The sequence below is a fragment of the Halomarina rubra genome, assembly GCF_023699475.1.
Lineage (GTDB): Archaea > Halobacteriota > Halobacteria > Halobacteriales > Haloarculaceae > Halomarina > Halomarina rubra.
In genome coordinates this window covers 428,914-449,175 of record NZ_JALXFV010000003.1, presented here as the reverse complement: position 1 = coordinate 449,175, position 20,262 = coordinate 428,914, and the positions used below count along the sequence as shown (strand labels likewise).

The following is a 20,262-nucleotide window of genomic DNA, read 5'->3' as shown; positions in this document are numbered from 1 at the left end:
ACGTCGGGGTTCGGGCGACGAGAGCGGACGCTCGACGGGTGGAGAGTGAAGAAGTAGTCCCACACGGATTCGAACCGCGGTCGTTGCCCCCAGAAGGCAACAGGATTGGCCACTACCCCATGGGACTGCACTCGAAAGGACGGAGGCCGGATATTAAAACGTCGTGGTTCGCGTTCGCGCCCGAATCGAACCCCTTCGTTTCGGGTCGAACGTGCATCACCGTCAGCTATTTCTCTCCGAGGTATGCACGAACACGTATGTACGTCGGTCGCTTCGTCGTCGTCGGTCCGGGCATCGGTGCGTATCGAGTCTCCTCGCGGTCGTTCCCCGATCGCCAGGTCACCGACCGTGACGGGACGCTGACCGTCGCGCCGACGCCGGACGCGCCGCCGTCGGACAACCCCTACATCGCGTACAACTGCCTGCGGACGGTCGAACGCGAGGAGGGGCCGCTGGCGGTCGTCGGCAACGGGTCGCACGTCGACCCCGTCACCGAGAAACTGGCGATGGGCTACCCCGTGCGCGACGCGCTGGCGCTGTCGTTGCTCGCGCTGGACTTCGAGAAGGACGACTACGACACGCCACGCGTCGCGGGCGTGGTCGGTGCCGAGGCGGCGACCGTCGCCACCGTCCGTCGGGACGCGCTGGTCGTCCGAGAGGTCGACGAGCCGACGCTGGTCGCGACCTACGAGACCGACGACCCCGAACCGTTCGACCTCGACGCGGCGGACGCGAACGCGGCCGCCCGCGAGGTGTACGACCACGAGTTCGAGCACGCGGTCTGTGCGGCGGGCGTGACGGTCGACGAGGAGGGGTTCGAGACTGCCTTCGTCAACGACTGAGCGGACCACGAGAGACCGAGCGGGCGGACCGGACTACCTCGAAGCGGGTTCCGACGACGCGGTGCGCCGACACGCAGGTTCGTTCCGGGGAGTCTCCGAGCGGTCCCGGTGCGAGAACGAGCCGGGAGCAGCGAGCCTCCGGAGACCGGACGTCTGTATTGGTAATCACCGACACGGATAGCTCTCTGTAGCCGTATCGAGAGGGGAGGAGTGCAACGGCGATGTAGCAATATTTTCTACAAAAATATATACCTGAGTCGGAAGCTTGATATTGTGAACGCGGCGAGTACCCGGTGATGGCAGACAACTCGTCCAAGCGTCTCTCGCGTCGCAAGTTCATCGCCGCCTCGGGCACGGCTGGTGCGCTGGCGCTCGCCGGCTGTACGAGCAACCCGAACGCGGGTGGTGGTGACGACGAGAGGAGCGACGGCGATTCCACCGACGGTGGCGACGGCGGCGGGTCGACGGAGGGCGGTAACTCTTCCACTGGGGACGGCAACAGTGAGTACCAGAATCTCTCGGGCGAGATCAACGTCGCCGGGAGTTCGACGGTGTACCCCCTCGCACAGGCGCTCCAGGAGCAGTTCACCAGCGAGGAGATGCACCCGGACGTCAACATCACGCTCCAGTCGACCGGGAGCGGTGGCGGCTTCCAGAACTACTTCTGTGTCGGCGACACCGACTTCAACAACGCCTCGCGGCCCATCAAAGAGGAGGAGCAGGCACTCTGTCAGGACAACGGCGTCAACCCCGTCGAGCTGAAGGTCGCGACGGACGCGCTGACGGTCGTCGTCAACAACGAGAACGACTTCGTCGACGAGATCACCTTCGAGCAGCTCTACCAGATCTGGTCGGCCGACAGCGACGCTTCGACCTGGAGCGACGTCAACTCCGAGTGGCCCGACGAGAAGCTCCAGCTGTTCGGCCCGACCGAGGCATCGGGCACCTACGACTACTTCCTCGAGACCGTCATCGGCGAGGAGGGCCCCGGCATGCGCACCGACTACCAGGCGACCGAGAACGACCGCACCATCGTCCAGGGTGTGCAGGGCTCGCAGTACGCGATGGGCTTCTTCGGCTTCGCGTACTACAGCAACAACACGGACGCCGTCAAGGCGCTCTCCGTCGAGGGCGGCGACAGCGACGGGGCCGTCGCACCGAAGCTGGAGACCGCGAAGTCCGGTGCTTACCCGCTGGCCCGGCCGCTGTTCACCTACCCCGCCCGCGAGTCACTCGCCGAGGAGCACGTCGCCGCGTTCGCGAAGTTCTTCGTCGAGCAGTCGACGAACGAGGACATCGTCGCCAACCAGGTCGGCTACGTGCCGAACTCCCAGGAGGAGGCCGACGAGATGATGAGCACGCTGGAGTCGGCCATTCAGGAAGCTCAGGGCTGAACGGCCGACCGACCCGGGGGGGAACGAAGCGCTTTTTCGACTACACACGAAGGACAAATCAAAATGGGGGCAGACAATCTGACAGACACGCTCACGAGGCAGACGGAGAACTCGCCTCGTGAGTTGCTCGTACGGACGTTCTTCTTCGTCTGTGCGTTCGTATCGATTCTGACGACTGCCGGTATCGTCTTCGTACTCGTCTCGGAGGCGGCGACGTTCTTCACCGGTACCGCACAGTTCCTCGGTGTCACCGGGGAGACCGTCTCGCTCGTCGACTTCCTGACGGGGACGACGTTCTCCATCGCCGGCGACCAGTTCGGTGTCCTCCCGCTGCTGTCGGGGACGCTCGCCATCGTAATCGGGTCGGCGGTCATCGCACTCCCACTCGGGGTCGCGACGGCCATCTACCTCAGCGAGTACGCCAGTCCGCGGGTCCGGGCGTACCTCAAACCCGCACTGGAGATCCTCGCCGGCGTCCCGACCGTCATCTACGGCTTCTTCGCCATCGAGTACATCACCCCCCTCCTCAAGCAGTACCTGTTCCCCGACATCGGTTTCTTCAACGCGCTGTCGGCGAGCATCGTCGTCGGCATCATGATCATCCCGATGGTCTCCTCGATCTCCGAGGACGCGATGAGCGCGGTACCCGACGAACTCCGGCAGGCCGGCTACGGCATGGGCGCGACGAAGTTCGACGTCTCGACGGGCATCGTCGTCCCCGCCGCCATCTCCGGCATCGTCTCGTCGTTCATCCTCGCCATCTCCCGGGCCATCGGCGAGACGATGGCCGTCGCCATCGCCGCGGGGGCGACCCCGCGACTGTGGACGACCGGGAGCGTCGACGCCGGGCCGGTGTCGCTGCCGTACCCCGACCCCGCGTACTTCCTCGAGTCCATCCAGCCGATGACCGGCGCGATGGTCCAACTGCTGTTCTCGGACATCACCGGGGGCGGGTTGGCCTACCGCAGTCTGTTCGGCATCGGCATCACGCTGTTCGCGATAACCCTGTTCATGAACATCGTCAGTAACTGGATCGCAAGCCGGTACCAGGAGGCGTACGACTGATGGCGGCCGACTCCCCGAGCACGGTCAGAGACGGGTTCGGCACCGTCAGTCGAACTGCCGGCGTCGTCTTCCGCTACGCGCTGTTGGCGGCGACGCTGCTCGGCATCCTCGCCGTCGGCATCCTGTTCGTCTACGTCGCCAACGACGCCATCCAGCCGTTCACCGCCGACCCCGGCTGGCACCTCACGTTCTTCCTGACGCTCGTGGTGCCGACGCTGGCCGTCGGCTACTCCCTCTCCGGACGGGGAGAAGGGAGCCTCCGCGTCGGGCTCGAGTCGCTCGGTCTCCTCGCGGTGATGCCGCTGTTCGCCGGCGGCGTCGCCGTGTTGTTCCTGAGCATCCTGCCCGCGCTGGTGGTGTTCTCGTTCGCGGTGGCGCTCGCGATTCCGCTCGCCGCCATCGTCGCGCTCCAGCGCACGCGCCAGGTCGGGTTCGTCGCGAAACTGGTCGCCGCGGCGGTCGTCACCGTCGCCTCGCTGCTGTTCGTTCCGAACTTCATCCAGAACGTACCCGTGATTCCCGTCGAGTGGCTGCTCGTCGCGCTCACCATCGGGGCACCAACCGCGGCCATCGCGGGGGCGTACGCCGCCGCCTCGTGGAACGACCGTCGAGTCGGTCGTATCGCCGCGCTCGCCGCGCTCGGCGGCGTCCTCGTCGGTGGGCTGGTCGGCTCGCTCACCGGAGTCGGCGGTATCGCCGCGACGGTCCTGGCGACCGTCGCCGGAGTGCCCGTCGGACTGTACGTCGCGACGGTCGTCGACCAGCACCCGACCCGTCGCGAGGGGCTGTTGCTCCCGCTGGTCGTCCTCGGCGGGATGCTGCTGGGCGCGTTCCTCGTCCGGACGGTCGGCTTCGCCGGGCCGGCGTCGTGGCTCGACTGGGCGTTCGTCACGAGCGACAACAGCTTCTCCGCCGAGAGCGCGGGCATCTACCCCGCGCTCGCGGGCAGCATCATGCTGATGCTCATCGTCAGCCTCGCCTCGTTCCCCATCGGCATCGGCGCAGCGGTGTACCTCGAAGAGTACGCCGGCAACTCCCGGCTGACGCGGCTCATCGAGGTCAACATCGCCAACCTCGCGGGCGTCCCCAGCGTCGTCTACGGTCTGTTGGGTCTCGGCCTGCTCGCGCGGATGCTCGAAGACGGCCTCCCCGTCTTCCCGGCGGTCGTCGCCGACCCGCTCGGTCTGGAGCCGATTCGCGTCGGCGGGGACCTGTTCGGTATCGGGACCGTCTTCGTCGGCGGGCTGACGCTGTCGCTGCTCATCCTGCCCATCGTCATCATCTCCTCGCAGGAGGCCATCCGCTCGGTGCCACCCTCCCAGCGTCAGGCCTCCTACGGCATGGGCGCGACCCGCTGGCAGACGGTGAAGAACGTCGTCCTCCCCAAGGCGTTCCCGGGCATCCTGACGGGGACCATCCTCGCACTCGGGCGGGCCATCGGCGAGACCGCACCGCTGCTCGTCATCGGCGCGCCCAACGAGTTCGGCATCCCCCAGGAGCTCTCCTCGCGGGTCGGCGCGATGCCCCTGCAGATCTACGCGTGGGCGACGACCTCCGGCACCGAGGAGTTCTACACGAAGGTCATCCCGGCGGGCGTGGTCGTCCTGCTCGTCGCGATGCTGGCGATGAACTCCGTCGCCATCGTCCTGCGGAACCGCTACCGGCAGCGAAACTGAGGTGACACCAATGAAATCGGAAGACACGACATCCCAGGCGGTCGAAGAACAGGAAGACATGAGCGACCCGACGGACGACGACATGCTCATCCAGACGGACGTCAGCGACTCCGTCTCGGCGGGCAGTTCGACGGTGACCGACACCGTCGTCGAGGCGAAGGACATCAACGTCTGGTACGACGACGACCAGGCGCTCCACGACATCTCGCTGGCGATTCCCGAACGGCAGGTGACCGCGATGATCGGTCCCTCCGGCTGTGGGAAGTCGACGTTCCTCCGGTGTATCAACCGGATGAACGACCTCATCGACGCCGCGCGCGTCGACGGCGAACTGTACCTCGGCGACAAGAACGTCTACGACGCCGACGTCGACCCCGTCGCGCTCCGACGCCGGGTCGGGATGGTGTTCCAGAAACCCAACCCGTTCCCCAAGTCCATCCGCGAGAACGTCCTCTACGGGCTGAAAGTGCAGGGCATCGACGCCGACTACGATAAAGTGGTCGAGGAGTCCCTGCGGAAGGCCGCGCTGTGGGACGAGGTGAAAGACCGTCTCGACGAGTCCGGCCTCGAACTCTCCGGCGGGCAACAACAGCGCCTCTGTATCGCGCGCGCCATCGCCCCCGACCCCGAGGTCATCCTGATGGACGAACCGGCGAGCGCACTCGACCCCATCGCCACCTCCCAGATCGAGGACCTCATCGCCGACCTCGCCGAGCAGTACACCGTCGTCATCGTCACCCACAACATGCAGCAGGCGGCGCGTATCTCCGACAAGACCGCCGTGTTCCTCACCGGCGGCGAACTCGTCGAGTTCGACGACACCCAGAAGATCTTCGAGAACCCCGAGAGCGAGCGCGTCGAGGACTACATCACCGGGAAGTTCGGGTAGCGCCCGCGGACCTCGTTCGGGACGACCCCGGAGCGACGTGCGTTCGACTCCGATTCGATAGCCGCGAGCGGCGCGACCCACCGGCCGCGTGGTCGACGGTCGGAACCATCCGCGGCGCGGACGGTTCGGGTGGACGATAGAGCAGACAGTAGCCCGATAGAGCCCACTTAGCGAGGCTTTTACTCCCGAGTCGACACCGTGTAGATGGCGCGTGACACCCCCCTGACGACCCGGGACATCGTCCGCCGTCTGTCGACGCCACTGGGTCCGACGCGCCGCCTCTCGACGGCCGTACGGGCCGCCCCCGCCCGTACGGACTCCGTTCTCTCGGACCTCGCCTCTCGAAAACCTCGTCTCTCGGAAACCTCACGTGTCCGAGCGTGGCGACCGGCGGCTACTCCGTGAACTCCTCCTGGATGATGCGCAGCGCGTCCTCGCGCTCGTCCCAGCGGACGAAGACCGCGACGCTCGTCGCGCTGGTCAGCAGGTCGTGGATGGTGATGTGGGCGTCCGCGAGCGGGTCGACGATCTGGCGGATGACGCCCGGCCGGTTCGGGAGTTCCCCGCCGGTCACCCGGACGACGGCGATGTCGGGGTCGACGGTGACGCTGGAGAGCGTCGCCTCGTCGACGACCTCGTCGTGGAGCACCATCTCGGCCTCCTCGGCGACCGACTGGTCGACGTAGTAGGTGATGGAGTCCATCCCGCTGGCGACCGCGTCGATGTTGATGTCGGCCCCGGTCAGCGCTCCCGAGAGGCGCGCGAGGATGCCCGGCTGGTTGCGGATGGCGCGGCCCGCGATGGTGAGACAGGCCAGCGGGTCCTCCCGGAGGTCGATGAGGTTCTCGAACTGCCCCTCGACGCTCGTCCCGCCCGCCAGCAGGTCGCCGTGCTGGTAGTGGACGACCCGGACTCCGAGCGTCTCGGTCTTGTACGACAGCGCCGAGGGCGCGATGACCTCCGCGCCCCGGAACGAGAGGTTCCGGAGTTCGTCGACGGTTATCTCCCCGACGTTGCGCGCACCCTCGACGACGGCCGGGTCGCCGGTCATGACACCCTCGACGTCGGTGACGATGACGACCTCGTCGGCGTCCATGTAGTTGCCCAGCATCACCGCGGAGGTGTCGGAGCCACCACGGCCGAGCGTCGTCACGTTGCCCGCGTGGTCCTGGGCGAGGAAGCCCGTGATGACCGGGACGGTGCCGTCGAGGCGGTCGGCGAGCGCCTTCGTGCGTCGCTGGGTCTCCTCGACGTCGACCTCGCCGCGGGCGTCGGTGATGACGGGCCACGCGGCGCTGCCGGGTTCGACGACCAGCGCGTCGACGCCCCGGGCGGCGAGGGCGGCTTTGAGCATCCGCACGGAGGTGCGTTCGCCCATCGAGACGATCTCGGCGCGGTCCTTCTCGTCGGCCTCGAAGTTGATGGCCTCCAGGAGAAAGTCGGTCGTGCTCCCCATCGCGCTGGCGACGATGGCGACCTCGTGGCCGGCCTCGACGGCCGCCGCGACGGAGTCGGCCGCCCGGTTGACGCGGTCGCCGTTCCCCAGACTCGTCCCCCCGAACTTCGCTACGACGCGCATACACCATCCCCCCGATTCGGCCGGCGAAGCGGTCGTCGAAGCGGTCGTCGAGACGGTCGCAGCGCCCTCAGGTTCTCGGGCGTGTCAAACATTGTCGTGAACAAGCTCCGGGCGGGCATAAACAGACGGAATCACACGAAGGCTTGCCGGTCTCCTGTCGGTGGGTGGATTTATCCCGTGGCAGGAACTAGCAGAGGGACGATGCAGGTGCGGGACGCAGTCGAGGCCGACGCCGAGCGCCTCGCGGAACTGACGGGCCGACCACGGGACGTGATGCGCAACCTGGTCCACGACCGGACGGTCCGGGTGGGCGTCGACGACGACACCATCGCGGGGTTCGTCAGCTTCGACGCCGAGCGCCGGACGGTGTACATCACCCAACTGGAAGGCGACCCCGAGGCGTGTGAACGGTTGCTCGAAGAGCCGGTTCGGTTCGCGCGCGGCGAGTCGATGGCCGTCGAACTTCTCCTCCCGGAGCACGACGACAGTCGTCGGAACGCCGCCGAGACCTACGGGTTCGAGAGCGACGGCAGCGGTCCCCGCTTCGAGGGGACGCCGACCGTCCGCTACCGATTGGCCTCCTGAGCGAGGGTTCATACACGAAGACGCACCCAGCGTCGTCGTGCGCTGAGTGACACCGCCGGTCGTCACGCGTGGGAGAGTCCACGACACCGTGCGAGGCAGCGCCCGGCGGCGCGACGAGCCTCGCCTGTTCGCCAGGAGAGCGCGGTACTGAGCGGTCGCCGAGCGGTGCGGGCGTGGTGCTGTGCGGGTCGGTCGTCGGTCGTACCGTGAGCGAGTGAGCCGCGAAGCGGCGAACGAGCGCAGCAAAACGTGGGTGGTGAAAGGTGGGTGTTCTAGCAAACGGGTTTCGGGTTGACGCCCATCCCCTCCAGACGGTCGGTGTACTCCTCGTAGGCCGCCTGAATCGCCTCGCTTGCGGCGGTGGCGGCGCGGTCCCGGTCCTCGTCGCTCTCACAGAGCGTGTCGAGCAGGTCGAGCGCCCGTTCCAGTTGGTCGTCGAGGTCTCCGTTCATCTCGCGAATCTTCCGCGTCGTCTTCGGGTCGGCCTGGCCGACGAAGAATCCGACGAGCTGGTCTTTGGACTTCTCGGCGGCGAGCGTCCGCCCGAGGAAGCCACCGGCACGGTCGAGGGTGTCCTCGCGCTCGCGGAGGTACTGCTGGATGGCGGGCACGTCGTCCACCTCGACCTCCTCACCGAGCAGTTCCGAGACCGTCTCGTAGTGGCCCTGCTCCTCGTCGGCGGTGGCGGCGAACGCCTCGCTCGCCTCGCCGTCTTCCTCGTCGGCCCACTGCTCGTAGGTCTCCCAGGCGGCGCGTTCGGCCTCCGCGGTGGCCCGGAGGACGGTGTCGCGCTCGATGTCGCCGCCGGTGTCGGCGTACAGCGCCTTCGAAGAGCCGAGTCGGGAGAGGGCGGTGCGGTTGTCCTCGCGAACTCGGTCGGCGAACTCGTCTGCGGTCATGGACGACGGTACGGTCGGTGTGGGTTTGTAGCCACCGGGACCGGCGGTTCTTCGGGGTGAACGCTCCGAGGGGGAGGCGACGCCGACGGGATAGCGTTTTGTCGCCGCGCCGAGAGAGCGGGGTATGGACCGCGTGCCAAGCGCAATCGCCGGCGGCGTCGCCGGAACCGCCGTCCTCTCGCTGTTGTTGATCTTACTGGAGGTCCAGACGCGAGAACAGATCCTCGTCTTCGACGTCATCGCCCGGTTCGTCGGCCTGCCCGAGCAGCAGGCCATCGGGTTCGTCATCTACCTCCTCGCAGGCTGTGTCGCGTGGCCGCTCGTGTTCATCGCCATCCAGCGGTACATCCCAGGTGGCCCGGACCCCGCCGCACAGGGTGTCGTCTTCGCCATCCCGCTGTGGGTCGCGTTCGCCGTCACCGGCCGCGGCGACATCACCGGCCCGCTGCTCATCGTCTACGTCGCGCTGACGCTCGTCGCCCACCTCGCGTACGGCTGGGTGATGGGTGCGGTGTACGCCCACCTCCACGGGGAGACCGAACTCCCCCGCGAGGAGTACACGGTCGGCTGAACGACCCGACGTCGGTCGGTCTCGGCGACCGTCAGCGCCCGGATGAGGTCGTTCCGGAAACGACGAAAACGCCCGACGCTACGCCGCCTCAACCTATTTGACCCTGCCACGCGGAGGTTCGACCACGAGTCCCTCCGACTCGCACACCATGGTATCTGTCCAGACTATTCCTGGTATCCTCATCGCCGGGGCCCTGCTGTCCGTGCTCGTGCTCGTGGGGCTGTATCGCGCTCCCGGGCGCCGGACGGCGGCCGACGGGGGCTACGCCAGACCGGGCGAGACGGCGACAGAGACGGCGAAGCCGACGGGTGTCCTCCGCTGGTTGACGACCGTCGACCACCGCGACATCGGTCTGCTGTACATCTTCTTCGGGACCGTCGCCGCGCTGTGGGGCGGCACCGACGCCATGATGGCCCGGACGGAGCTGTTGACGCCCGCCGAGACCATCTGGGGCAACGAGACGTACAACGCGCTGTTCACGACCCACGGCATCACGATGATCTTCTTCTTCGTCGTGCCGGTGTTCACGGGCATCGCGAACTACTTCCTGCCCATCCTCATCGACGCCGACGACATGGCGTTCCCGCGCATCAACGCCATCGCGTTCTGGCTGTTGCCGCCGGCGTTCTTGCTCGTTCGTGGCGGCCTCATCACCGAGGTGTTCGCGAAGGTCGTCGCGCCGGCGCTCGGGTCGCTCGTCGACCCGCTGTTCGCGTTGCGCCCGCCGACGACGTCGTGGACCATGTACACGCCGCTGTCGCTCGCGCAGGTGAACCCACAGGTCGACCTGATGTTACTGGGGCTGCACCTCTCGGGTATCGCGACGACGCTGGGAGCCATCAACTTCATCGTCACCATCTTCGTCGAACGCGGCGACGGCATCGACTGGGCGAACCTCGACATCTTCAGTTGGACGATGCTCACGCAGTCGGCCATCATCCTGTTCGCGTTCCCGCTGCTCGGCAGCGCACTCATCATGCTGCTGATGGACCGGAACTTCGGGACGACGTTCTTCGCGCTGGAGGGCGGCGGTCCGCTGTTGTGGCAACACCTGTTCTGGTTCTGGGGACACCCGGAGGTGTACATCCTGTTCTTACCGGCGACGGGGCTGACGAGCCTCATCCTCCCGAAGTTCTCGGGCCGGAAGCTGTTCGGGTTCAAGTTCATCGTCTACTCGACGCTCGCCATCGGCGTGATGAGCTTCGGCGTCTGGGCCCACCACATGTTCACGACGGGCATCGACCCGCGCATCAAGGTCTCGTTCATGGCGGTCACCATCGCCATCGCCATCCCGAGCGCCGTCAAGACGTTCAACTGGATGACGACGATGTGGGAGGGGGCCATCAAACTCACCGCGCCGATGGTCCTGCTCATCGGCGGCATCGGGACGTTCATCGTCGGCGGCGTCACGGGCGTGTTCCTCGCCTCCATCCCCGTCGACATGGCGTTCCAGGGGACGTACTACATCGTCGGGCACTTCCACTTCATCATCATGGGCATCATCGCCATGGCGATGCTCGCCGCGAGCTACTACTGGTACCCCATCCTCACCCGCCGGATGTACGACCGGCGGTTGGCGATGGCCCAGGCGCTCATCCTCATCGTCGGGGTCACCATCACGTTCACCACCCAGCTCCTGCTCGGCTACCTCGGGATGCCCCGGCGCTACGCGGAGTACCCCCAGCAGTTCACCCTGCTCCACCAGATATCGACGCTCGGGGCGTACATCATCATGTTCTCGGTGACGCTCTGGGTCGTCAACATGGTCCAGTCGCTCCGGACCGGCCCCATCGTCATCGACGCCGACGTCTGGAAGCTGAAGGAGACAGACCAGTTCACCCGCGAGTGGCAGTGGTTCGAGCGCAAACTCGCGGAGCGCCGCGGCTTCGAGACCAACCCCTCAGACGAGGACTGACCCGCTCACCAACCCCCTGGGTCGGGGAAAGGTGCTTACATATCAACCCCTCCTTGCGAAATCGAATCGCCAGCGGGCGACGCCGTCGGTTTCGGCTCTCGCAAACCGGCAGTGTACCCGTCCGGGACCGCTAGCGACGATGATGACAGAACGACGAATCCTGGTGTGTGAAGACTGTGAACGAGTCATCTCGGGGCGGGTCGAAGAGGATGGCTCGATAATCCTCCCGCTTGCGGGCAACCGCTGTACGTGCGGGGGCGAGAAGTTCGACGTCGTCGAACCGGTCGGTGGACCGAAGACCGACGCCGCGCCGGGGTGAGCGGCCAGCCCCGCAGGGCGGACGGACGACCACCTCACGGCCGTCGCGTCGTCGAAGCGGACGCCGCGCTGCAGTAGCCTCGACGACGCGTGCCCACACGGTCGTGTGGCTCCCCGGTCACACGCCGGTGACGCCTTCGGCGTGACGGGCGTCTCCGGGTGTCGCCGGTCGTTTCTCGTGGTGCTCGACGACCAGCGGTGCCGCTGGGTGAACCGACGCCGGTCGCGGCCGCTCGGCGGAGTTCTTCGGAGCTTTCGGTCGAGAAAAGTTCGACAGCGAGGGTCGTTTCAGTCACCCTGCTCGCGGGTCACTCCGCTCCCCGCTCGCTCTTTTCGAGGCTTCCTCTTTCGCTTCGCTACAGTCGTCGGCCTCGCCCTGCTCCACGGGGCACTCCGCTCCCCGCTTCGCTATGAGGCCTCGTGCGCTCGCGCTTACTCGGCTTCGCCCTGCTCGCGGGCCTTCGGCCCGCTCGCTCTTTCCGAGGCTTCCTCCTTCGCTTTGCTCAGTCGTCAGCCTCGCCCTTCTCGATAGGCGCACCCACGAGGTTGCCCCACTCGGTCCACGACCCGTCGTAGTTGACGACGTCGTCGTACCCCAGCAGTTCGTGGAGCGCGAACCACGCGATAGAGGAGCGTTCGCCGATGCGGCAGTACGCCACGACCTTCTCGTCGTCGGTGACTCCCTCGCTCTCGTACAGTTCGCGCAGTTCGTCGGCGGACTTGAACGTCCCGTCGTCGTTGACCGTCGCGGCCCACGAGATGTTCGACGCGCCGGGGATGTGGCCGCCGCGCTGGGCGGTCTCCTGGAGTCCGGGCGGCGCGAGAATCTCGCCGCGGAACTCCTCGGGCGAGCGCACGTCGACCATCGGCAGGCCCGCGTCCATCGCGTCCTCGACGTCGCCGCGGTACGCGCGGATGGAGTCGTCGGGGTCGTCCGCCGAGTACTCCTGCTCGGGGAACTCGGGGACGTCCGTCGTCGTCGGGTAGTCGTTGTCCAGCCAGTAGTCACGCCCGCCGTTCATGAGTCGGACGTCCTCGTGCCCGAAGTACTTGAACTGCCAGTAGGTGTAGGCGGCGAACCAGTTCGAGTTGTCGCCGTACAGCACGACCGTCGAGTCGTTCGAGATGCCGTGACTGCCGAGCAGGTCCTCGAAGTCCTCCTTCTCCAGCACGTCGCGTTCGGTCTGGTCCTGCAGTTGGGTCTCCCAGTTGAACCCGATCGCGCCGGGAGCGTGGCCCTCGTCGTACGCCTCGGTGTCCACGTCGACCTCCACCAGTCGGTGCGCCGGGTCGTCGCTCTGGAACTCGTCGAGGTGCTCCTCGACCCAGTCGGCCGAGACGAGCACGTCGTTCGCGTAATCGCTCATAATGCACCGGAACGTTACGTCAGCGTGGCTATATCCGTGTTACTGCCGGACGGATTCGCCGCACGTTCCGCCTTGGAGAAACGATTGCCGGTTGTTCGGTGGAGTCGCACGTGACGGGTCGAACCACCCGGACAGAGACGGGCCGGTGCCGAAACAACCGGCAACATACACAGGTATCTCCGAGCGGGGAACGGTGAAGTCTCGACCCCCACAAGGCCTCGTATGGACATCGTCGGTGCCGACTGGGTCGAGACGGAGGGTGAGGCGGTCCGTCGCGTGGACGTCCGCGACGCGTGGGAGTACGACGGCATCGGCCACCTGCCCGACGCGGTGAACGTGCCGTTCGACAGCTACCGGGCGGACGACCACGCCTCGGCGGGTGGGGCGGGCGAAGCCGGGATGCTCCCCGGTGCCGAGACGTTCGCCGAGGTGATGGGCGCGGCGGGCGTCACCCGCGAGGACGACGTGCTCGCGTACGACGACACCCACGGGGTGTTCGCGGCGCGACTGCTCGTCACCTGCGAACTGTACGGCCACGACCCCGAGCGTCTGCACCTGCTCGACGGCGACTACTCGGCGTGGGCGCGCGAACACGCCGTCAGCCAGGAGGCGGTCGACCCCGACCCGGCGACCTACGAGGCGGCGTTCGACGCCGAAGGGCCGCTCGTCGACGCCGACGCCGCGGCCGCGGCGCTGGACGACCCCGACAGCGTCGTCGTCGACACGCGCGAGCAGTGGGAGTACGAGGAGGGACACCTGCCGGGGGCCGTCCGCCTCGACTGGCAGGAACTCGTCGACGACGACACCCGCGGCGTCCGTCCCGAGGCCGACCTCCGCGCGCTGCTCGACGAGCGGGGCATCTCTCCCGAGAAGCGCGTCGTGCTCTACTGCAACACCGCCCGGCGCATCAGCCACACCTACGTCGTCCTCCGGCACCTCGGCTACGAGGACCTGGCGTTCTACGAGGGGTCGCTGACCGAGTGGGAGGAGGAAGGCAGGGAGTTGGCGTCGGGCGACGGCGAGGACTGAGCCGCCTCAGTCACCGGTCGGGTCCGTCCCGGACTGGTCGCGACCGGAGGAGTCGGAATCGGACGGAGACGACCCGCCGTCCGCCGACTCGCTCGGGGAGTCCCCCGTGTCCGGCGGGTCGTCCGCTTCGGGCGGTGCGTCGGTGTCGTCCTCGACCGACGGCCCCACGTCGTCCGCGTCGGCCTCGGACGCGGACCCGGTGTCGTTCGCGAGCAGTTCGACGGTCTCGACGACCAGCGCGACCACCAGCGGGCCGGCGATGAACCCGATGGCTCCGACGGTGAGGACGCCGCCGACGAACCCAATGAAGTAGAGGCTCGTCGGGAGGTCGGCGGCCCACGACGCCAGTCGCGGGCGGATGACCGCGTCGGGAACCGCACCGATGAGGACGCCACCGACGACGACGACCAGCGCCGCCCGCGTCGGGTCGGGCGTCGGGCCGACGAGGTCGACGAGCGCGAGGAGTGCGATGAGGACGCTCGGACCGAGCACGGGGATGAACTGGAGGAACCCCGCGACGATGGCGAGGGTGAACACCGCCTCGTAGCCCAGTGCGTAGAAGACGACCAGCGCGACGAGTGCGGTGCCGAACGCCGTCGCCGCCTGGAGGACGTAGATGCCGTACAGCGTCTGGCGGATGCGTTCGTTGAGCGCGATGAGGACGTCGTGGTAGGCGTCGGGGACGACCCGCCGGAACGCGTCGCCGGTCGCACCCGGCCGGAGGAGCAGACCGAACAGCAGGATGGCGAACAGCATCAGCTTCAGCAGGACGACCGGGAGCGTGGCCGCCAGACCGGTCGCGACACCGCGGAGCGTCGCGGTCACGGCACCGACGACGGTCGACAGTTCGACGGCGTACACCATCCCGGCGACCTCCAGGGAGAGTTCGTCGGGCAGCGACTCGATGAGCGTGAACGCCGACTGGCGGCGCTGGTAGAGCAGGAAGCCGAACGCCCCGAGGACGAACAGCACGACGGCGAACGCACCGGTCGTGACGAGCGCGCTCGCGACCCGCCTGGAGAAGCCGCGGGCGACGAGGCGGTTGCGCGCCGGGACGAGGACGTACGCGACGGTGATGGCGAAGAACACCGTCCCGATGACCTCCCAGAGGACGTACGCCGCACACAGCGCGAACAGCGCCAACAACCCCGCGACGACGTTTCGACGGCGACGAGCGAGATGCATGCGCCCCGTTGTGATTGCCCACCAATAAATCAGCCTCATCGACCCGACCCCCACACCGTGTGACGTAAGTACCACCCGAAGAAACAACCGAGTAATGAGACGACGAAGCTTCCTCCTGAGCGCCGGTGCGGGGGCGGCGGCGCTGGCCGGCTGTCTGGGCGACGACGGCGGCGAGACGACCGAGACGACCGATGGGGACGGCGCGGGCGGGGCGAACGCCACCGACGGACCGACCACGGGCGAGGGGACGACGTCCGGGACGACGACGGGCACGGCGGCGTCCGTCTCGGGGACCCTGGTCGTCGCCACCTATCCGACGTGGGTCGAGGGCGACAGTCCCGCGGGGACGTGGGTGAAGGAGGCGTTCGAGTCAGAGTACGACGCGACCGTCGAGTACACCACGCCCGACTCGCGGTTCAGCTACTTCATCCGCCGGGCGGCACAGGGTGCGCCCATCGACGCCGACGTCTACCTGGGGCTGAACGTCGACGAACTCATCGACCTCGACGAGAAGGCCGGGGGCGACGTGCTCTCGCCGCTGTCGGTCGACGCGCCCGTCAAGGAGGGCCTCCAGTTCGACCCGCAGGGGCGGGCGGTGCCCTACGACACGGGCTACATCAGCCTCGTCTACGACGAGACCACCGTCGAGGCACCCGCGACGTTCGACGACCTGCTGACCGAGGAGTACCGCGGCGACCTGCTCGCCCAGAACGCCCAGTCGAGCGCGACGGGCCGGGCGTTCATGCTCCACACGGTGAAGGCGAAAGGCGAAGACGGCTACCTCGACTACTGGCAGCAGCTTCAGGACAACGACGTGCGCATCCTCGGCAACTGGTCGGACTCCTACACCGCCTACGAGAACGGCGAGGCCCCGATGGTCGTCTCCTACTCGACCGACCAGGTGTACGCCCACCAGGCGGGGGCGGACCTCTCGCGCCACCAGGTCGGCTTCCTGAACGACCAGGCGTACGCCCAGCCCGAGGGCGTCGCTCGCTTCGCCGACTCCGAGCAGCAGGAGTTGGCGCAGGCGTTCGTCGAGTTCCTGCTCACCCCCGAGGCCCAGGGCGAGATCGCCCAGCGCAACGTCCAGTACCCTGCGACGACGAACGCAGAACTCCCCGAGGAGTTCTCGAAGTACACGTTCGAACCGGAGGAGCCGGTGACGTTCACCTACGAGGAACTCAAGGGGAACGTCGACGAATGGGTCGACCAGTGGGCGCGCCAGATCGCACAGGGCTGAGCGGACGGGTGGACGACGCCACGAGCGCGCCGACCCGGAGGGGACGGTGAGTCGCGCGAGCGGCGCGTTCGAGCGGGTCGGTCTGACCCGCGAGCGCCGCGTTCGCCTGCTGGCGACGCTCGCCGTCGGCGCGTTCCTCACCGCGATGCTGTACTACCCCGTCGCCAGCGTGCTCGTCGAGGCCGTGACGGTCGAGGGGGCACCGAGTCTCGACCCCCTCGTCACCGTGCTCACCGACCCGTTCTACACCGGAGCGTTCGGGAGCGCGCTCGCCGACCCGAGCGCCATCCCCGCCGGCCTCGCCGCGTGGGCCGCGAACGGCTTCTCGTGGCCCGGGTTCGGCCTCGTCGGGTTCACCGCGTGGCAGGCGCTCCTCTCGACGGTCGCGAGCGTCGCGCTCGGCCTCCCCGGTGCGTACGTCCTCGCGCGCTTCGAGTTCCGAGGGCGAGAGACGGTCCGGTCGCTGACCGCGGTGCCGTTCGTCCTCCCCTCCATCATGGTCGCGGTCGGCTTCGTCGCCACGTTCGGCATCGACGGGACGCTCAGCGACGCGTTCGCCGCAATCGGTCTCCCACGGTTCTCGCTGCTGTTCACGCTCGAACTCGTGGTGCTGGCCCACGCCTTCTACAACGCGCCGCTCGTGGTCCGCATCGTGAGCGCGGCCGCCGAACGCCTCGACACGCGAACGCTCGAAGTCGCCCGCGCCAGCGGCGCTCCGCGCTGGCGGGCGGCGTGGGACGTGCTCGTCCCCCAACTGCTTCCCGCGCTCGGGACGGCTGCGCTGTTGACGTTCGTGTTCACCTTCCAGTCGTTCGCCATCGTGCTCGCGCTCGGTGGCCTCCAACTGGCGACCGTCGAGGTGTGGGTGTTCGACCTCGTCCAGTCGTTCGACCTGCAGGAGGCCGCCGCCCTCGCCACCGTCGAGGCGGTCGTCTCGCTGTCGCTCACCTACGCCTACCTGCGCTACGAGGCCCGTCAGGCCCGCGGCGGGAGCGGGCGGACGCTCGACCGACTCCGGTTCGGTGCAGCGAGCGCACGTACTCGCCTCGCGGTCGGGGCGTACGGCGTCGTCACGCTCGTGGTGTTCGCCCTCCCGCTCGTGAGCATGGTCGCCGAGAGCGTCGTCGGGCCGAACGGGTTCACCCTCCGATACTACGAGTTCCTCGTCGCCCGCCAGACGACCGCCGCGAGCTTCCAGACGCAGCCGCTGACCGCCGTCCGGAACTCGTTGCTGTTCGGCTTCGGGACGCTCGCCCTCGCCGTCCCGCTCGGCGTGACCGTCTCGCTACTGACCGCACGGGGCGGCCGTCTCGTACAGGTCGGCGGCACGCTCGCGTTCGTCCCGTTCGCCGTCAGCGGCGTCGTGCTGGGCCTCGGCCTGCTCCAGTCGTTCGTGTTCGGGACCGTGCTGTTCGGCCACCGCATCGTCCTCACGGGTGCGTTCGCCATCGTCGCCGCCCACGCCGTCGGCGCGTACCCGTTCGTCACGCGCTCGGTGTCGCCGCTGCTCGCGCGCCTCGACCCGGCGCTCCCCGAGGTGGCCCGCGCCGCCGGTGCGAGTCGCCTCCGGGCGCTGTGGGACGTCGAACTGCCGCTCGTGATGGGCGGCGTGCTGGCGGGCGCGGCGTTCGCGTTCGCCATCTCCATCGGCGAGTTCGACGCCACCGTCATCCTCGCGGAGGGGTCGGAGAGCTACACGATGCCCGTCGCCGTCGAACGCTACCTCACCGAGCGTTCGCTCGGTCCGCCCAGCGCGATGGGCACGGTGCTGCTCGTCGTGACTGCCGCGAGTTTCGTCGTCATCGACCGCCTCGGAGGTGCGTTCGATGGCTGACGTCGACCTGACGGGCGTCGAGAAACGATACGGCGACACCCGCGCGCTCGGCCCCGTCGACCTGCACGTCGAGGACGGCGAGTTCTTCACGCTCGTCGGCCCCTCGGGGTGTGGGAAGACGACGACGCTCCGCCTCGTGGCAGGGTTCGAGGACCCCACCGTGGGGGAGGTGTCCATCGGCGGCCGGTCGATGGTCGGCGTCCCTCCCGAGAAACGCGACGTGGGCGTCGTCCCCCAGCAGTACGCGCTGTTCCCCCACATGAGCGTCCGCGAGAACGTCGGCTACGCGCTGAACTTCCGCCCACCGCCGGGCGGTGACGCCGACGCGAGGGTCGACGAACTGCTGGACCTCGTCGGCCTCTCGGGGCTGGGCGACCGGGACCCCGATGACCTCTCGGGCGGTCAGCGCCAGCGCGTCGCGCTCGCCCGCGCGCTCGCGCCGAGTCCCGAACTGCTCCTGCTCGACGAACCGATGAGCGCGCTCGACGCCCGCCTGCGCGAACGGTTGCGCCGGGAGGTCCGACGCATCCAGCGCGAACTCGGCGTGACCACCATCTACGTCACCCACGACCAAGAGGAGGCGCTGGCCGTCTCCGACCGGTTGGCGGTGATGAACGACGGTCGAATCGAGCAGGTCGGAACGCCACGCGAGGTGTACGACGCGCCCGCGACACGGTTCACCGCGGCGTTCGTCGGCGAGAACAACCTGTTCGACGGCGAGGTGCTCGAACTGGTCGACGCGAGTTCGGTGCGGACCGCGACCGACGTCCAGGGCGACGGCGGCGACCGCCCGTCGCTCGCCCGCGTCGCCCTCGACCGCCTCGACGCGACGGTGACGGTCGCCACCGACGCCGCCGTCGGCGAACGCGTCGCGTTCTCGGTCCGCCCCGAGTCGTTCACGCTGGATTCGGAGGCGGGGCCGGCACCGACCAACGCGCTCGCCGGTCGCGTCCGCGAGACGGAGTTCCTCGGCACCGCCACGCGCCTCACGCTCGACTGTGGCGAGGCGACGCTCGTCGTCAGGGTGGCGGCCGACGCGACCCCTGACGGGGAGGTGACGGTGACGTTCCCACCCGAAGCGGCACGGCCGCTCTGAGTCGAGAAAGTGGCGAAACGGTCAGACTACGGCGCGACGCCGACGGTGAGGAGCGTCCCGAACACGCGATACCGCTCGACCATCGCCTCGCGGGTCTCCCAGCCCTCGTGTGGGAACTCGCTCTCGTTGGGAATCTCCGTCTCCTCGTCGGGGATGGTGTCCTGCTCGGCGACGTGGAGGCCGGCGCGCTCGAACGCCTCGCGGTACTCCGTGCGCGACCAGCGGGTCATCTCCACCGAGATGTTGTCCTGCCAGTCGTGGCTGTGGACGTTCTCCTCGTAGTAGTTCACGGCGCAGTAGAAGGTCCCACCGGGTTTCAGCACGCGCGCGACCTCTTCGAGCGTGTGGTCTGGGTCGGCGGCGTAGTAGAACGCCTCCATCGTCCAGACGTGGTCGAGCGAGTCGTCCTCGAAGGGGAGCGAATCGAAGTCGCCGACGACGAACCCCACGTTCGGGTCGTCGGTGTACGACCGGGCGTTGGCAGCCATCTCGGGCGAGCCGTCGAGGCCGTACACCCGTTCGGCGTCGGTCGCCTCCCGAATCGCCCGGGGGATGTAGCCCGACCCGGTTCCCAAATCGAGCACCCGGTCGCCCTCCTCGATGGGCATCCGCGCGAGTGCGTGTTTCGCGGTGTGCCAGTGGCGCTCTTCCATCCCCTTGTCGCGGCCGTCGGCCGCCCACGCGTCGAACTCCTGACGAACGCTCATACCGAGTGCGCGCGGGGCGACGCCAAACCGATTGCGAAGCGCGGGAGGTCGGTGACGACCACCCAACACGA

Annotated in this window: 18 protein-coding genes and 1 tRNA gene; 13 read left to right on the top strand and 6 right to left on the bottom strand. The window is 68.0% G+C overall.

Annotated elements, in window-relative coordinates; translation table 11 throughout:
* Window positions 1–54: 54 nt before the first annotated feature.
* A tRNA-Gln gene (locus M1L36_RS07505) sits at window positions 55–127 on the bottom strand.
* Between the two features lie 130 nt (window positions 128–257).
* Here M1L36_RS07505 and M1L36_RS07500 point away from each other — a divergent pair.
* The 5 genes from M1L36_RS07500 to pstB all read left to right on the top strand — a co-directional run bounded on the left by M1L36_RS07500 (window position 258) and on the right by pstB (window position 5,866).
* A complete protein-coding gene (locus tag M1L36_RS07500) occupies window positions 258–842 on the top strand; it encodes an IMP cyclohydrolase (protein WP_250873090.1) in 585 nt (194 codons plus the stop codon).
* Between the two features lie 296 nt (window positions 843–1,138).
* Window positions 1,139–2,236, top strand: coding sequence for a PstS family phosphate ABC transporter substrate-binding protein (locus tag M1L36_RS07495; protein ID WP_250873089.1), 1,098 nt, complete (start codon window positions 1,139–1,141; stop codon window positions 2,234–2,236).
* Window positions 2,237–2,299: 63 nt separating this feature from the next.
* Window positions 2,300–3,301 (top strand): phosphate ABC transporter permease subunit PstC, encoded by a 1,002-nt coding sequence (gene pstC, locus M1L36_RS07490; RefSeq protein WP_250873088.1) that lies wholly within the window; start codon window positions 2,300–2,302, stop codon window positions 3,299–3,301.
* On the top strand, window positions 3,301–4,977 hold the full coding sequence (gene pstA, locus M1L36_RS07485) for a phosphate ABC transporter permease PstA (protein WP_250873087.1): 1,677 nt from the start codon (window positions 3,301–3,303) through the stop codon (window positions 4,975–4,977). The genes pstC and pstA overlap by 1 nt, the downstream gene beginning before the upstream one ends.
* 58 nt (window positions 4,978–5,035) lie before the next feature.
* Window positions 5,036–5,866: a phosphate ABC transporter ATP-binding protein PstB gene (gene pstB, locus M1L36_RS07480; protein WP_379819854.1), complete on the top strand. Its 831-nt coding sequence runs from the start codon at window positions 5,036–5,038 to the stop codon at window positions 5,864–5,866.
* Between the two features lie 394 nt (window positions 5,867–6,260).
* Here the strand turns inward: pstB and M1L36_RS07475 are convergent, their stop codons facing one another.
* Window positions 6,261–7,445, bottom strand: coding sequence for an aspartate kinase (locus tag M1L36_RS07475; protein ID WP_250873086.1), 1,185 nt, complete (start codon window positions 7,443–7,445; stop codon window positions 6,261–6,263).
* A 201-nt stretch (window positions 7,446–7,646) separates the two neighbouring features.
* Between M1L36_RS07475 and M1L36_RS07470 the strand changes: the two genes are divergently transcribed.
* The gene (locus M1L36_RS07470) at window positions 7,647–8,030 is read left to right on the top strand and encodes a hypothetical protein (protein WP_250873085.1); all 384 of its coding nucleotides are present in this window, start codon (window positions 7,647–7,649) and stop codon (window positions 8,028–8,030) included.
* A gap of 272 nt (window positions 8,031–8,302) precedes the next feature.
* Here the strand turns inward: M1L36_RS07470 and M1L36_RS07465 are convergent, their stop codons facing one another.
* A complete protein-coding gene (locus tag M1L36_RS07465) occupies window positions 8,303–8,929 on the bottom strand; it encodes a rubrerythrin family protein (protein WP_250873084.1) in 627 nt (208 codons plus the stop codon).
* Between the two features lie 124 nt (window positions 8,930–9,053).
* Between M1L36_RS07465 and M1L36_RS07460 the strand changes: the two genes are divergently transcribed.
* The 3 genes from M1L36_RS07460 to M1L36_RS07450 all read left to right on the top strand — a co-directional run bounded on the left by M1L36_RS07460 (window position 9,054) and on the right by M1L36_RS07450 (window position 11,734).
* Entirely contained in the window at window positions 9,054–9,500 is a 447-nt protein-coding gene (locus M1L36_RS07460; RefSeq protein WP_250873083.1) for a DUF6789 family protein, read from the top strand.
* 148 nt (window positions 9,501–9,648) lie between these two features.
* Window positions 9,649–11,415 (top strand): cbb3-type cytochrome c oxidase subunit I, encoded by a 1,767-nt coding sequence (locus M1L36_RS07455; protein WP_250873082.1) that lies wholly within the window; start codon window positions 9,649–9,651, stop codon window positions 11,413–11,415.
* A 163-nt stretch (window positions 11,416–11,578) separates the two neighbouring features.
* The gene (locus M1L36_RS07450; RefSeq protein ID WP_250873081.1) at window positions 11,579–11,734 is read left to right on the top strand and encodes a hypothetical protein; all 156 of its coding nucleotides are present in this window, start codon (window positions 11,579–11,581) and stop codon (window positions 11,732–11,734) included.
* A gap of 502 nt (window positions 11,735–12,236) precedes the next feature.
* On the opposite strand, the gene M1L36_RS07445 is transcribed toward M1L36_RS07450, so the two are convergent.
* Window positions 12,237–13,100 (bottom strand): sulfurtransferase, encoded by an 864-nt coding sequence (locus M1L36_RS07445; RefSeq protein WP_250873080.1) that lies wholly within the window; start codon window positions 13,098–13,100, stop codon window positions 12,237–12,239.
* Between the two features lie 222 nt (window positions 13,101–13,322).
* On the opposite strand from M1L36_RS07445, the gene M1L36_RS07440 reads away from it, so the two are divergent.
* Window positions 13,323–14,129, top strand: coding sequence for a sulfurtransferase (locus M1L36_RS07440; protein WP_250873079.1), 807 nt, complete (start codon window positions 13,323–13,325; stop codon window positions 14,127–14,129).
* A 6-nt stretch (window positions 14,130–14,135) separates the two neighbouring features.
* On the opposite strand, the gene M1L36_RS07435 is transcribed toward M1L36_RS07440, so the two are convergent.
* Window positions 14,136–15,314, bottom strand: a complete 1,179-nt coding sequence (locus M1L36_RS07435) for an AI-2E family transporter (RefSeq protein ID WP_250873078.1) — start codon at window positions 15,312–15,314, stop codon at window positions 14,136–14,138.
* 94 nt (window positions 15,315–15,408) lie between these two features.
* On the opposite strand from M1L36_RS07435, the gene M1L36_RS07430 reads away from it, so the two are divergent.
* From M1L36_RS07430 to M1L36_RS07420, 3 genes are read left to right on the top strand one after another with little or no spacing between them, the layout of a single operon-like run.
* Window positions 15,409–16,554 carry a thiamine ABC transporter substrate-binding protein gene (locus tag M1L36_RS07430; RefSeq protein WP_250873077.1) on the top strand — a complete coding sequence of 382 codons (1,146 nt, stop codon included), beginning with the start codon at window positions 15,409–15,411 and terminating at the stop codon, window positions 16,552–16,554.
* A gap of 46 nt (window positions 16,555–16,600) precedes the next feature.
* Window positions 16,601–18,388, top strand: a complete 1,788-nt coding sequence (locus tag M1L36_RS07425; protein WP_379819740.1) for an ABC transporter permease — start codon at window positions 16,601–16,603, stop codon at window positions 18,386–18,388.
* The gene (locus M1L36_RS07420) at window positions 18,381–19,484 is read left to right on the top strand and encodes an ABC transporter ATP-binding protein (protein ID WP_250873076.1); all 1,104 of its coding nucleotides are present in this window, start codon (window positions 18,381–18,383) and stop codon (window positions 19,482–19,484) included. Before M1L36_RS07425 ends, M1L36_RS07420 begins: the two co-directional genes overlap by 8 nt.
* Window positions 19,485–19,510: 26 nt before the next feature.
* On the opposite strand, the gene M1L36_RS07415 is transcribed toward M1L36_RS07420, so the two are convergent.
* A complete protein-coding gene (locus M1L36_RS07415; RefSeq protein ID WP_250873075.1) occupies window positions 19,511–20,191 on the bottom strand; it encodes a class I SAM-dependent methyltransferase in 681 nt (226 codons plus the stop codon).
* Window positions 20,192–20,262 lie beyond the last annotated feature (71 nt).